This is a genomic window from Streptomyces sp. NPDC037054, assembly GCF_055606745.1.
Window position 1 is genome coordinate 66,430 of record NZ_JBVJSJ010000004.1, and the last position, 12,561, is coordinate 78,990.

The window sequence follows — 12,561 nt, forward strand, 5'->3', positions numbered from 1 at the left end:
TCGGGTCGACCGGCTCTCGTTCCACCGTAGCCCCGGAGCACCCCACCGGCCCCCGGGCCCGACCGGGCGCAGTACCGTGGACGCGTGGACAACAGGGAAGCATTCGGGTCATGGCTGTCGGGGCCGCGCGCGGCCTTGGAGAACGCGGGCGCGGAACTCGGCTACCGGGGCGAGCGGCTGGGCCTGCCGGAGCACGGACCCGGCTCGATCGCCCGGCCCGGGCGGCGCGTCGGCGCGCTGGCCGTGGACTGGAGCCTCTGCCTCTTGATCGCATACGGTCTGATCACTGACGGCTACGGCCAGGCCACCGGCAACTGGGCCCTGCTGATCTTCTTCGTGCTCAGCGTCCTCACGGTCGGCACCATCGGCTGCACACCCGGCAAGCGGCTCTTCGGCCTGCGGGTGGTCGCCCTGGACACGGGTACGGTCAACCCCCTGCGGGTCCTGCTGCGCACGGTGCTGCTGTGCCTGGCGATCCCGCCGCTGGTCTGGGACCGCGACGGCCGCGGCCTGCACGACCGGCTGGCCCGCACGGTGGAAGTGCGCGTCTGACCCGTCCGGTGCACAGGACGAAGGGGCGCCCGGAGTGATCCGGGCGCCCCTTCGTCGTACGGCGCAAGGACGTGTGCGTCAGCGGGCCTTCGGGCCGCCCTTCGGCAGCTTCATGCCCTTCGGCATCGGACCCTTCGGCAGCGGCATGTTGCTCATCAGGTCGCCCAGCGCGCGCAGCCGGTCGTTGGTCGTGGTGACCTGCGGGCCGGTGAGCACGCGCGGCAGCTTCAGCATGGTGGTGCGCAGCTTCTTCAGCTCGACCTGGCCCTCGCCGGTGCCGACGATCAGGTCGTGCACCGGCACGTCGGCCACGATGCGGTTCATCTTCTTCTTCTCGGCGGCCAGCAGGCCCTTCACCCGGTTCGGGTTGCCCTCGGCGATCAGCACGATGCCGGCCTTGCCGACGGCGCGGTGCACCACGTCCTGGCTGCGGTTCATCGCCACGGCGGGGGTCGTGGTCCAGCCCCGGCCGATGTTGTCCAGCACCGCCGCTGCCGCGCCCGGCTGGCCCTCCATCTGCCCGAAGGCGGCCCGCTCGGCCCGGCGCCCGAACACGATCGCCGTCGCGAGCAAGGCGAGCAGGAGGCCCAGGATGCCGAGATAGATGGGGTGACCGATCAAGAAACCGATCGCGAGGAAGACACCGAAGGTGACGATTCCGACTGCCGCGAGTACAAGACCGATCTTCTTGTCGGCCCTGCGGGTCATCTTGTAGGTCAGGGCGATCTGCTTCAGTCGCCCGGGGTTCGCAGCGTCCGCTGCGGTTTCCTTCCTCGCCATGACAAGAAGTCTACGTGTCCCCAGGAGCGCGGACGACGGCAGTGCCAGCCGGAGCGCGGGCGGCGGGCCGGCCGCGGGGGACCGGGGAGGATCAGAGGCGGCCGGACACGGTCTCGTCGAGGACGCGCTGCGCCTCGACGCGGTCCTTGGCGCGGCGGCGGTCCTCCAGTACGGAGGTCCAGGCGTTGCGACGGGCGGTGCGCTGGCCGCTGCTCATCAGCAGCGACTCGACGGCGCGCAGTGCGGTGCCGAACGACGGAATGGCGGTGGCGCGGACGGGCGCGGCCTGCATCGTGGAGGTCCCCCCTCGGAGCGGATACGGGTGTACGACCTGTGATTCCAGGGTCACTGATTGGTGTTACCAGGGCGTGACCGACCGGTCAAACACCCATGAAGCCCCGATGTGGCGCCCCGAAACACGGACGCGGCCCCGACGTACGTCCTCAGCTGGGAGGACGGTCGGGACCGCGTCGTATCGGTCACTACCGGCGAGTAGTCACTTGTGCGCGACTTCACACGCGGCCAAGGGCTCGCGTGAGGACGACGGGTGACGGGGCGTCAGACGGCCTGCGCGGCGACCTGGGCGTCGCCCTGTCCCGGAGCGGCCGAGTGGCGCTGCTCGATCGCCATCCGGTAGAGCCGCCCGGCGCGGTAGGAGGACCGGACCAGCGGACCGGACATCACGCCGGAGAAGCCGATCTGCTCGGCCTCCTCCTGGAGCTCCACGAACTCGTGAGGCTTCACCCACCGCTCCACCGGGTGGTGGCGCACCGAGGGGCGCAGGTACTGCGTGATGGTGACCAGCTCGCAGCCCGCGTCGTGCAGCTGGCGCAACGCGTCGCTGACCTCCTCGCGGGTCTCGCCCATGCCGAGGATCAGGTTCGACTTGGTGACCAGGCCGTAGTCGCGGGCGGCGGTGATGACCTGGAGCGAACGCTCGTAGCGGAAGCCGGGGCGGATGCGCTTGAAGATGCGCGGGACCGTCTCGACGTTGTGCGCGAAGACCTCGGGGCGGGAGGAGAAGACCTCGGCCAGCTGCTCCGGGACCGCGTTGAAGTCGGGGGCGAGCAGCTCCACCTTGGTGCGGCCGGCCTCGCGGTCCGCGGTCTGCTGGTGGATCTGGCGCACGGTCTCGGCGTACAGCCAGGCGCCGCCGTCCTCCAGGTCGTCGCGGGCGACGCCGGTGATGGTGGCGTAGTTGAGGTCCATCGTGACGACGGACTCGCCGACGCGGCGCGGCTCGTCGCGGTCGAGGGCCTCGGGCTTGCCGGTGTCGATCTGGCAGAAGTCGCAACGCCGGGTGCACTGGTCGCCGCCGATGAGGAAGGTGGCCTCGCGGTCCTCCCAGCACTCGTAGATGTTCGGGCAGCCGGCTTCCTGGCAGACCGTGTGCAGGCCCTCGCTCTTCACGAGGTTCTGCATCTTGGTGTACTCGGGGCCCATTTTCGCCCGGGTCTTGATCCACTCGGGCTTGCGCTCGATGGGGGTCTGGCTGTTGCGGACCTCCAGGCGCAGCATCTTGCGTCCGTCGGGTGCGACTGCGGACACGGCTGGCTCCCTAGCGTTGATTCTTCGGCGTCCACCAGGGTACGCCCGTTGATTTGGTGGCCGGCGTGGGTGCTGGCCTGCGCCTGCGGCGGCCGCCGCCCCGGGCGCCCGTGCGGCCGGACGGCCCCGTCCTCAGGCGCCGGTCGGGGCGACCGGTTCCGGGGTCTTCTCGACCACCCTCGGCTTCAGCTCGGCGTTCTCCAGGATGTCCCTCAGGTGCCGCTCGACGACCGGCAGGACCTCGTCGATCGTCACGTCGCGGCCCAGCTCGCCGGCCAGGGAGGCGACCCCCGCGTCGCGGATGCCGCACGGGATGATCCGGTCGAACCACTTGTTGTCCGGGTTCACGTTCAGCGCGAAGCCGTGCATCGTGACGCCCTTGGCGACGCGGATGCCGATGGCCGCGATCTTGCGGTCCTCGCGGCGCTGGCCCGCGTTGGAGGGGGCGTAGTCGGGGCCGTTCAGGCGGGGGTCGAACTCGTCGTCCGTCAGGCGCGGGTCGAAGTCCAGGGACAGCCCGCCGAGCGCGGGACGCTCCGCCACCGGGTCGCCGAGCACCCACACGCCGCTGCGGCCCTCGACCCGCGTCGTCTCCAGGCCGAAGTCGGCGCAGGTGCGGATCAGGGCCTCCTCCAGGCGGCGCACGTGCGCCACGACGTCCACCGGGCGGGGCAGCTTCTGGATCGGGTAGCCGACGAGCTGGCCCGGTCCGTGCCAGGTGATCTTGCCGCCGCGGTCCACGTCGATGACCGGGGTGCCGTCGAGGGGGCGCTCACTGTCCTCCGTGCGCCGGCCGGCCGTGTAGACCGGAGGGTGCTCCAGCAGCAGCACGGTGTCGGGGACACGGTCCTCGAAGCGCGCCGCGTGCACCCGGCGCTGCTCGTCCCATGCCACCTGGTAGTCCACGGCCTCGGCACCGAAACCCATGCGGACGAACCGCAGCTCACTCACGGCAAGCGCCTCCCTGGAAGTCGTAAGGCACGAAACGTGCCTACGCCACTGTACGACCGCCTCTGGCCGTCAGCCTCGCGGCCAATCCTCACACGATCGGATGAATGCCTGCTGGAATGTGCGATCGCCTGGCTACGCTCCGCTACATTCGCGCCGACCACGAGGCCATAAGGGCTGCTCACAGGCAATCCGGGCACTTCGTCCCGGAAGGCAGGAGACCGCACCGCAGATGACGGAACGACCCGCGCAGCGCACTCCCAACCGCCAACTCGCCGCGCTCATCGCAGAAGCGGGATTCTCCAACGCAGGTCTGGCCCGTCGCGTCGACCAGCTCGGCCTCGAACACGGGCTGGACCTGAGATACGACAAGACGTCCGTCACCCGGTGGCTGCGCGGCCAGCAGCCCCGCGGCACCACCCCCGCCCTGATCGCCGAGGTGTTCACCCGCCGCCTCGGCCGCCGGCTCACGGCGCAGGACCTCGGGCTCGACGCCTGCGCGCCCGTCTACGCCGGGCTGGAGTTCGCCGCCACCCCCGACGAGGCCGTCGACATCGTCAGCGGACTGTGGCGCAAGGACTCCGGCAGCCACGCCGAACTCCGCAAGATCGCGTTCACCCCGGCGGGGCTCGTCGTGCCCAGCCGGGACTGGCTCATCGGCCGGCCCGACGACAAGGTCGCCCGCACCGAGGTCCCCACGCGCGTACCCGCCCAGGGCCGCCCTGCGGTACGCCGCCCCGCCGGGCCGGAACAGGCCGCCGCGCTCGCCGCCCGGCGCGGGCCCGCCGACCGCGGCCCCGGCCAGCGGGTCACCGGCGGCGACATCGCGGCGCTGCGCTCCGTCGGCGAACTGTTCCGCACCCTCGACGACATGTACGGCGGCGGCCACGCGCGCCAGGCCCTCGTGCGGTACCTGGAGCACGAGTGCGAGCCGATGCTGCGCGGCAGCTACGGCGAGCAGGCCGGCCGCCGCCTGTTCGCCGCCGCGGCCGAGCTCACGAGGCTCGCCGGCTGGACGTCGTACGACATCGCCGCGCACGGGCTCGCGCAGCGCTACTTCGTGCAGGCGCTGCGGCTCGCCCAGGCGGCGGCGGACCGGGCCTACGGCGCGTACGTGCTCGTCACCATGAGCCGGCAGGCCGTCTACCTCGGCCACGGACGGGAGGCCGTGCAGCTCGCGCGCGTGGCGCAGCAGGGCGTCGGCACCACCGTGCCGCCCGCCCTCCAGGCGCTGCTGCACGCCGCCGAGGCCCGCGGGCACGGCGTGCTCGGCGAGGTGCGCGCCTGCACCGCGTCCCTCGTCCGGGCCGAGCGCGCGCTGGAGACCGCCCGGCCCGGTGACGAGGTGCCGCACTGGGCGCGGTTCTTCGACGAGGCGCAGCTCGCGGACGAGTTCGGGCACTGCCACCGCGACCTCCAGCAGTTCCGGGCCGCCGCGCAGCACGCCGAGCGCTCGCTGCAACTGCGCGCGCCCGCGCAGGCCCGCAGCCGCGTGTTCTGCAAGGTCGTCCTCGCCACCGCCCGCCTCGGCCTCGGCGAACTCGACGAGGCCTGCCGCCTCGCCGCCGAGGCCGCGGGCCAGGCCGCGGAGATGCGCTCGGTGCGGGCCGTGGAGTACGTCAGGGACTTCGAACGCCGCCTGGAGCCCTACCGGGACGCGGCGGCGGCCCGCGGCTACCGGGACCGGGTGGCGGCCCTGGCCTGAGGTTCCCGCGCCCGGCACCCGCCGCCGTCCCTCGCCGTGACGGCCGCTCCGGTACCGACCGGACCGGCCGTCACGGCACGGCTCACGCCGCCGAGGGCATCGTCCGCGAGGGTTCCGCCGCGTGCATCGAGCCGCCCGCCCCCAGGTCCGCGAGGATCGCCGTCGACGCCCGGTGGCCCGAGTGGAGGGCGCCCTGTACCGTGCTGGTGTCCCGGTGGTCGCCGCACACGTAGAGGCCCGCCAGCAGGCGCACCGGGCGGCACAGGTCGTGTGGCGCGCCCATCGCCGGGACCGCCTCGGGGGTGTGCCGTACGGCGAGCGTCTCCCAGCCCGTCGTCGACGTGCCGTAGAGACGTGCGAGGTGTGTGCGGACCGCCGTGTCGACGTCCGGCGGCGGTGTGCCGAGGACCGTCGACGTCACCAGCGTGCGGCCGGCCGGCGCGCGCGAGGGGTCCACGCGGCTGACCACCGCCGTGTGCGCCACGGGCCCGCCCCGGTCCGCGTCCAGCACCAGGGACGCGCCCGTGGCCGGCGGCTCCGCCGTGGTGTGGTGCAGCACGGTCACCGGATGGAAGTCCGGCACCCGCAGCCCGGGCAGCAGCTCGGCGGCGGCCCGCGCGTCCGTCGCCACCAGCACCGCCCGGCAGCGGATCTCGCCGTGCTCCGCCGTCGTCACCGACGTCGTGGACACCGCCGTGACCCGCACCCCGGTGTGCACCGAGCCCGGCGGCAGCGAGCCCGCCAGCAGCTCGGGCAGCGCCTCCGCGCCGCCCTCCGGCAGACACAGCCGCCCCGCCGCGAAGGCCCGCAGGGCGAGGTCCGCGCACCGGCTGGACGTCGTCAGCTCCGGGTCGCACAGCAGCGCCGCGAGCAGCGGCCTGACGAACCCCTCGATGGTGCGGGCGGGCAGACCGCGCGCCGCCAGCGCCCTGGCCGCCGGCATCTCCGGCCGCGCCAGCAGCCGTTCGACGGGCGTGCCCGCGAGCCGGGTCAGCGCGGCGCCGAGCCGCGCCTGGTCGACGGCGCCGCCGAGCGGGGCGCCGGTACGGCCGCGCGGCACACCCCCCGGCCGGCTCCGAGGCGCACTCCCCGGCCGGCTGCGCGGCACATCCCCCGGCCGCCCCGCCGTCCCGGCCGTCGGCAGCGGCCTCCGGGGTGCCGGTACGGACCGGGGAGCGCTCGCGAGGGCGCGTACGGCATGGAGTGCGCTCCTTGCGCCCCCCGCGCCGGTCTGCGCGCCCGCGCGGTGGTGCCGTCCTTCGCTGTGCAGCAGGACCCCCGGTGCGAACGGGCGCAGCACCAGCCCCTCCAGACCCGGCGTCAGCCGCAGCCCCGGATACGCCGTGGACAGCAACTGTCCGATTCTGTCGAGCTTGAAGCCGTCGATCTTCTCCGTCGCCATCCGTCCGCCCACCCCGTGGGCGGCCTCCAGCACGACGGTCGACACTCCTGCGCCGGTCAGCCGATGAGCCGCCGCGAGCCCGGCGACCCCGGCTCCCACGACGACGACGTCCGCCTGATTCACGGGCTCAAGCACGTGCCCCTCCTCGAGGTTGCGCGGCAGCTGGAGACCTCATGCCCCCAACCGGCTCCAGGGATACCCGAGTTCGGCACGAGGTTAGGCCCGTGATCCGCCCTGCGGAGTCGCGCACGCACAGGGCACGGGCGCACGACGGTCGCATGCCCGTCCCCGCCGCCCACAGCCCGCGGCCCGCCAGACGACCTTGCCCGCGTCCCGCCTCACAGCGCCGCCCGGATCGCCTCCTCGACCTCCGGGAACGCGAACCGGAACCCCGACTCCAGCAGCCGCGCCGGCAGCACCCGCGCACTGCCCAGCACGTCCCCGGCCATCTCGCCCAGCACACCCCGCAGCACCGGGGCCGGCACCGTGAACGGCGTCGGCCGGCGCAGCACCCGGCCCATCGCCGCGGTCACCTCACGGTTCGTCGCGGGACGCGGCGCGGTGAGGTTGAAGGGCCCCGACAGGCCGTCCGTGTCGAGAAGGTGACGCAGCGCCGCCACCTCGTCGTGCAGCGCGACGAACGACCAGTACTGCCGCCCGTCGCCCAGCCGCCCCCCGAGCCCCGCCCGGAAGAGCGGGAACAGCCGCCCCCACGCCCCGCCCCCGCGGGCCACCACCAGCCCGGTGCGGGCCAGCACCGTCCGCACGCCCGCCTCCCGCGCGGGCGCCACCGCCGCCTCCCACTCCACGCACAGCGACGGCAGGAACCCCTCGCCCGCGGGCGCGCTCTCGTCCACGGCCCGCTCGCCGGTGTCCCCGTAGAAGCCGATCGCGCTGCCGTTCACGAACACCCGGGGCCGCTCGCCCGGATCCAGCGCGGCGAGCGCCCCGGCGAGCGCCGCCGTCCCGTCCACCCGGCTGGAGCGGATCCGCTCCTTGTACGCCGGCGTCCAGCGGCGGTCGCCGACCCCGGCCCCGGCCAGGTTGACCACCGCGTCGCACCCGGCGAGCCCCGCCGCGTCCACGGACCGCCGCTGCGGATCCCACCGCACCTCGTCCGCCGCACGCGGCTCCCGGCGCACCAGGCGCACCACCTCGTGCCCGTCGGCGGTCAGGGACCGCACCAGGGCGCTGCCGACGAGACCGGACGCGCCGGCCACCGCGATACGGGAAGCTGCCATGCGCCCATCCTGCCGCGCCCGGCGGCGAAAAACCGATGACCGGCCGCGACGCGTGCCCCGTACAGTGGCCGTCATGCCGCATCCGTCCATCCGCCGCGCCACGCTCGCCGACGAGGAACCGCTCGCGCGGCTCGACCTGGCCACCTGGTCGCCCCTGCACGCGGTCACCCCGCGCCCGGACGGCCTGGAGCCGTTCTTCCGGGAGCGCTGCGGGCCCGACGACCACCTCGTCGCCGAGCTGGCCGGGCGCGTCGTGGGCTATGTGCGGCTCGGCTTCCCCACGGAACTCGCCTCCAACCGGCACGTCCGGCAGATCCGCGGTCTCGCCGTCGCGGACGAGGCCCGCGGCCTGGGGATCGGCCGGGCCCTCGTCCGCGCCGCCGTCGAGGAGTCCCGCCGCCTCGGCGCCCGCCGCATCACCCTGCGCGTCCTCGGCCACAACACCGCGGCCCGCAAGCTGTACGAGTCCGAGGGCTTCGTCGTCGAGGGCGTCCAGCCGGAGGAGTTCCGCCTGGACGGCGCCTACGTCGACGACGTGCTGATGGGACAGTCCCTGGTCCCCGTCGCCCAGGGCTGACAGCGGCGGCGCCGTGCCTACGGCCCGGTCGGCTCCCCGGTGTCCACCGGCGCCGTCGCGTCCGCCGCGCGCGCCGCGTCGCCGGCGACCTCGGCCGCCGTCAGCACGTACCCCGTCCCGGCGTCCGAGGTGGAACGGGCGAACACCACGCCGTACACCTCGCCGCCCGTCGTGAGCAGCGGTCCGCCGGAGTTGCCGGGCCGGACCGTGGAGCGGATCGAGTAGATCTCACGGGTCACGCTCGCGTCGCTGTAGATGTTCTGCCCGGTCGCGTGCACCCGGCCCGCGACCGTCGCCGCCCGCAGATCCAGGTCGCCGTCCTCCGGATAGCCCGCGACGACCGCCGGGTCGCCGCGCCGGGCACCGTCGTCGAACCGCAGCGCAGGCGCCCGCAGATCCGGCACGTACAGCACCGCCACGTCCTTGTCCGGGTCGAACAGCACCACCCGCGACTCGTACGTCCGCCCCACCCCGCCGACCCGTACGCCCGGCGCGTCGATGCCGGCCACCACGTGCGCGTTCGTCATCACGTGCCGCGGCGCGTACACGAAGCCGCTGCCCTCGCGGCCCACGTCCCCGGTGACGCCCTCGATCTTGACCGTGCTCAGCTTCGCCGCGTTCGTGGCGCTCGCCGTGACGCTGTCGCCGGAGGGCCTGGCCACCTCGGCCGTCGACTCGCTCTCGAACGGGTTGAACACCTGCGGGAAGCCCGCCTCCGTCAGCGCCGACGTCGCCCCCGAGAACCACGTGGGCGTCGTGTCCGGCATCGCCCCCTGCACCGCGCCCAGCAGCCGCGAGTCCCGGATCGCGCTCGTGACCAGCGGCGACGAGGACACCGCCAGCACGCTCGCCGCCACCCACGCCACGATCAGCGCCGCCGCCGCGTTCGCCACCGCCCCGCCGACGCCGTCCGCCGCCCGCAGCGGGCCCCGCTCCAGCTCACGCCGCAGCCGCATCGCGGGCCGCCCGGCCAGCTCGTGCCCCACGGCCGCCGGCACCAGCACCGTCAGCACGGCCGTCACCGTCGCCCGCGTCGTCCCCGGCGTCACCAGGCCCATGACCCACGGCAGGACCCACACACCGACGACCGCGCCGCCGACGAACCCGGCGAGCGAGACACAGCCGGCCACCAGCCCGCGGCGGCAACCGGACGCCGCGTAGGCCAGGACCACCGGCACCAGCAGGATGTCGAGCAGCTCCACGACACCGCCTTCCTTTCGGACCCCACCCCCGACCCCACGTAGTACGTGCCGGCGGGGCCCGATGATCAGCGCGGACCGCCGCGGACCGGACGGGGTTCCACCGGGTGGCACAGCACGCGTCGCGGGCCCGGCGGAACGGACCGACAGTGGGAGCATGCGTGTCGTCCGAAGCGCGCGAGGGGCACGACAACCGCGCGCGGGCCGGATACCCGGCCTGCCAGGCGCCGTCCCGGCGCTGCTGTGCTGGCTGCCCGGGCTCGCCGCCGTCGGGGCGCTCGTGCTGTGCGCACACGGCGTCGACCGGCGCCCCGCCGCCGCCCCCGCGATCCGCCCCGCCGCGCAGTACCACGCCCCCCGGCCACACATCGTGCCGCGCTCCGTCTGGCTGGGCGACGCCGCCCGTCCCCAGCCCCGGCCGCGCTACGACGACCGGGTCGTCGCCGTGTTCGTCCACCACACCGACACGCCCAACGACTACGACTGCGCCGACACCCCCCGCATCCTGCGCGACCTCTACACGGGCCAGACCGGCGCCCGCGACTGGGACGACATCGGCTACAACTTCGTCGTCGACCGCTGCGGCACCGTCTACGAGGGCCGCGCCGGAGGCGTCACCCGGGCCGTCACCGGCGCCCACACCCAGGGCTTCAACCACCGCACCACCGGTATCGCCGCCCTCGGCACCTTCACCGCCGGCGTCCCCGTACCTCAGGAGATCACTGACGCCGTCGCCGCCGTCGCCGCCTGGAAACTCGGCCCGTCCGGCACCGACCCGCGCGCCGTGGTCGACCTGGTGTCCAGCAACGGCCACAGCCGGTACGCGGCCGGCGCCACCGCCTCCCTGCCCGCCGTCGCCGGCCACAACGACGGCTACATGACCACCTGCCCCGGCGCCGAGCTCACCGCCCGCCTCCCCGCCATCCGCGGCCAGGCCGCCCTGCTGCAGGGCAGGAAGTAGCGTGCCGGGGCAGGCAGGACAAGGCGCTCGGGCCGCAGCCGCGGCTCAGGCCCGGAACCGGTCCCACAGGCGCGGATACCGCTCCGACAGCGCCCGCTCGTTCTCGAAGTCGACCGGCGTGCCCTCCGGCTCCGCCGGCGGCGGCGCGAGGTCCAGGTCCGGCGCGACGACCCCCGTCAGCTGCTCGTACGCCTCGTCCGCCGCGTAACCGAGTTCCTCGGCGTCCCCGTCGAGCTCCTCGTCGAAGTCGCCCAGCAGATCGGCGAGCGCGTCCGGGTCGTGCAGCGCCCCCTCGAACACCTCGCGTCCCTGGCCGATCAGCCAGCACCGGAAGAAGTCGAAGGCGTCGTCGCTCGCGCCGTCCAGCAGCACCCACGCGGCACCCCACAGGTCCCAGCGGTAGGCGCGGTTGTAGCGGACCTCGAAATGGCGCGCGAAGTCCAGGACCGCTTCCGGGTCGAGGCCCAGCAGCCGCTCCACGAGCTGGTCGGCCTGCTCCTCGGGATCGCCGTCGGCGGCCTCCCGGGCGTCGTCCACCAGCCGCCAGAACTCCGTCTCGTCCATCACGGGTCCAGCATCGGCCCTCGGGCCACCGGTCGCACGCGGAGTGCGGCGGATCGTTATGCGCCGTACAGGGCCGCCAGCCGCCGCGCGTCCGCCGTGAACCGCGCCCGCAGCCCCTCGGGCGCCAGCACCTCCGCCTCCGGTCCGAGCGCCGCGAGCTGCGTGTGGGCGACCTCCTCCGACTCCACCGGCAGGGTCACCGTCACCCAGCCCTCGCCGTCCGGGCCGCCCGCCGCGTCGAGCGCCTCCCGCGCGGACAGCGGGTCCACCGCGTACGGCAGCCTGCGCGCCCCCTCCGGGGAGAGCCGCACCACGACCTCCGCCCGCAGCAGGGACCGCGCGAACTGCTCGGCCCGCTCCTCCCAGAACGCCGGCAGATCGAAGTCCGGATCCCGCTCGAACCGCTCCTCGCCCGCCTCCACCGCCGTGAACCGGTCGATCCGGTACACCCGGAACGACTCCCGGCCCGCCACCCGCGCGCACAGGTACCAGACGCCCGCCTTGAGCACGAGCCCGTACGGCTCCAGCTCCCGGACGACCTCCTCCTCCCCGCGCCGGTAGCGCGCCGCGATCCGCCGGTCGTCCCACACCGCGTCCGCGACCGCCGGCAGCAGCCGGGGCGTGCGGGGCTCCCGGAACCAGTTCGGCGCGTCCAGGTGGAACCGCTGCGCCGCCGTGCGCGAGGCGTCCCGCAGCGACGGCAGCAGCGCCGCCGACACCTTCAGCCGGGCCGCTGACGCCGCGTCCTCCAGACCCATCTCGCGCAGCGCCCCCGGCACCCCCGACAGGAACAGCGCCTCGGCCTCGCCTCGGTGCAGCCCCGTCAGCCGCGTCCGGTACCCGCCGACCAGCCGGTACCCGCCGGCCCGGCCCCGGTCCGCGTACACCGGCACGCCCGCCTCCGACAGCGCCTGCGCGTCCCGGGTGACGGTCCGCTCCGACACCTCCAGCTCCCGCGCCAGCTCGGCGGCGGTCATGGACGGCCGGGACTGGAGCAACAGCACCATCTTGATCAGCCGGGCAGCACGCATGGACCACATCATGCAGGAGGCCCCCGCCGAAGCGAGGGCCTCCCGGAAACCAG

General features: G+C 74.5%; 13 protein-coding genes. 4 read left to right on the forward strand and 9 right to left on the reverse strand.

The window, feature by feature from the left end; genetic code table 11:
• The first annotated feature begins 84 nt into the window (after positions 1-84).
• Positions 85-552 (forward strand): RDD family protein, encoded by a 468-nt coding sequence (locus tag ACZ7D7_RS11225; protein ID WP_470823772.1) that lies wholly within the window; start codon positions 85-87, stop codon positions 550-552.
• Between the two features lie 78 nt (positions 553-630).
• Here the strand turns inward: ACZ7D7_RS11225 and ACZ7D7_RS11230 are convergent, their stop codons facing one another.
• The 4 genes from ACZ7D7_RS11230 to lipB all read right to left on the reverse strand — a co-directional run bounded on the left by ACZ7D7_RS11230 (position 631) and on the right by lipB (position 3,831).
• Entirely contained in the window at positions 631-1,332 is a 702-nt protein-coding gene (locus ACZ7D7_RS11230; protein ID WP_470823773.1) for a DUF4191 domain-containing protein, read from the reverse strand.
• A gap of 91 nt (positions 1,333-1,423) precedes the next feature.
• Positions 1,424-1,624, reverse strand: coding sequence for an SCO2195 family GlnR-regulated protein (locus ACZ7D7_RS11235; protein WP_470823774.1), 201 nt, complete (start codon positions 1,622-1,624; stop codon positions 1,424-1,426).
• Between the two features lie 266 nt (positions 1,625-1,890).
• Positions 1,891-2,880 (reverse strand): lipoyl synthase, encoded by a 990-nt coding sequence (gene lipA, locus ACZ7D7_RS11240; RefSeq protein WP_470823775.1) that lies wholly within the window; start codon positions 2,878-2,880, stop codon positions 1,891-1,893.
• Positions 2,881-3,012: 132 nt separating this feature from the next.
• The gene (lipB, locus tag ACZ7D7_RS11245) at positions 3,013-3,831 is read right to left on the reverse strand and encodes a lipoyl(octanoyl) transferase LipB (protein ID WP_470823776.1); all 819 of its coding nucleotides are present in this window, start codon (positions 3,829-3,831) and stop codon (positions 3,013-3,015) included.
• Positions 3,832-4,060: 229 nt separating this feature from the next.
• Between lipB and ACZ7D7_RS11250 the strand changes: the two genes are divergently transcribed.
• Entirely contained in the window at positions 4,061-5,533 is a 1,473-nt protein-coding gene (locus ACZ7D7_RS11250; protein WP_470823777.1) for a regulator, read from the forward strand.
• 82 nt (positions 5,534-5,615) lie between these two features.
• On the opposite strand, the gene ACZ7D7_RS11255 is transcribed toward ACZ7D7_RS11250, so the two are convergent.
• Both ACZ7D7_RS11255 and ACZ7D7_RS11260 read right to left on the reverse strand, forming a co-directional pair.
• Positions 5,616-7,070, reverse strand: a complete 1,455-nt coding sequence (locus ACZ7D7_RS11255; protein WP_470823778.1) for an NAD(P)/FAD-dependent oxidoreductase — start codon at positions 7,068-7,070, stop codon at positions 5,616-5,618.
• 203 nt (positions 7,071-7,273) lie between these two features.
• The gene (locus ACZ7D7_RS11260) at positions 7,274-8,176 is read right to left on the reverse strand and encodes a TIGR01777 family oxidoreductase (RefSeq protein ID WP_470823779.1); all 903 of its coding nucleotides are present in this window, start codon (positions 8,174-8,176) and stop codon (positions 7,274-7,276) included.
• A 73-nt stretch (positions 8,177-8,249) separates the two neighbouring features.
• Here ACZ7D7_RS11260 and ACZ7D7_RS11265 point away from each other — a divergent pair, with 73 nt between their 5' ends.
• Positions 8,250-8,753, forward strand: a complete 504-nt coding sequence (locus ACZ7D7_RS11265; RefSeq protein WP_470823781.1) for a GNAT family N-acetyltransferase — start codon at positions 8,250-8,252, stop codon at positions 8,751-8,753.
• Between the two features lie 17 nt (positions 8,754-8,770).
• Here the strand turns inward: ACZ7D7_RS11265 and ACZ7D7_RS11270 are convergent, their stop codons facing one another.
• A complete protein-coding gene (locus ACZ7D7_RS11270; protein ID WP_470823783.1) occupies positions 8,771-9,955 on the reverse strand; it encodes a MarP family serine protease in 1,185 nt (394 codons plus the stop codon).
• A 154-nt stretch (positions 9,956-10,109) separates the two neighbouring features.
• Here ACZ7D7_RS11270 and ACZ7D7_RS11275 point away from each other — a divergent pair, with 154 nt between their 5' ends.
• A complete protein-coding gene (locus ACZ7D7_RS11275) occupies positions 10,110-10,913 on the forward strand; it encodes a peptidoglycan recognition protein family protein (RefSeq protein WP_470823784.1) in 804 nt (267 codons plus the stop codon).
• 45 nt (positions 10,914-10,958) lie between these two features.
• Here ACZ7D7_RS11275 and ACZ7D7_RS11280 read toward each other — a convergent pair whose 3' ends face one another.
• Positions 10,959-11,477 carry a DUF4240 domain-containing protein gene (locus tag ACZ7D7_RS11280; RefSeq protein WP_470824246.1) on the reverse strand — a complete coding sequence of 173 codons (519 nt, stop codon included), beginning with the start codon at positions 11,475-11,477 and terminating at the stop codon, positions 10,959-10,961.
• A gap of 56 nt (positions 11,478-11,533) precedes the next feature.
• Positions 11,534-12,508, reverse strand: a complete 975-nt coding sequence (locus ACZ7D7_RS11285; protein WP_470823786.1) for a helix-turn-helix transcriptional regulator — start codon at positions 12,506-12,508, stop codon at positions 11,534-11,536.
• Positions 12,509-12,561 lie beyond the last annotated feature (53 nt).

Coding starts and splice junctions, on each gene's coding strand:
- ACZ7D7_RS11230 (WP_470823773.1), bottom strand. CDS start 1,332: ATGGCGAGGAAGGAAACCGCAGCGGACGCTGCGAACCCCGGGCGACTG.
- ACZ7D7_RS11235 (WP_470823774.1), bottom strand. CDS start 1,624: ATGCAGGCCGCGCCCGTCCGCGCCACCGCCATTCCGTCGTTCGGCACC.
- ACZ7D7_RS11250 (WP_470823777.1), top strand. CDS start 4,061: ATGACGGAACGACCCGCGCAGCGCACTCCCAACCGCCAACTCGCCGCG.
- ACZ7D7_RS11260 (WP_470823779.1), bottom strand. CDS start 8,176: ATGGCAGCTTCCCGTATCGCGGTGGCCGGCGCGTCCGGTCTCGTCGGC.
- ACZ7D7_RS11265 (WP_470823781.1), top strand. CDS start 8,250: ATGCCGCATCCGTCCATCCGCCGCGCCACGCTCGCCGACGAGGAACCG.
- ACZ7D7_RS11275 (WP_470823784.1), top strand. CDS start 10,110: ATGCGTGTCGTCCGAAGCGCGCGAGGGGCACGACAACCGCGCGCGGGC.
- ACZ7D7_RS11280 (WP_470824246.1), bottom strand. CDS start 11,477: ATGGACGAGACGGAGTTCTGGCGGCTGGTGGACGACGCCCGGGAGGCC.
- ACZ7D7_RS11285 (WP_470823786.1), bottom strand. CDS start 12,508: ATGCGTGCTGCCCGGCTGATCAAGATGGTGCTGTTGCTCCAGTCCCGG.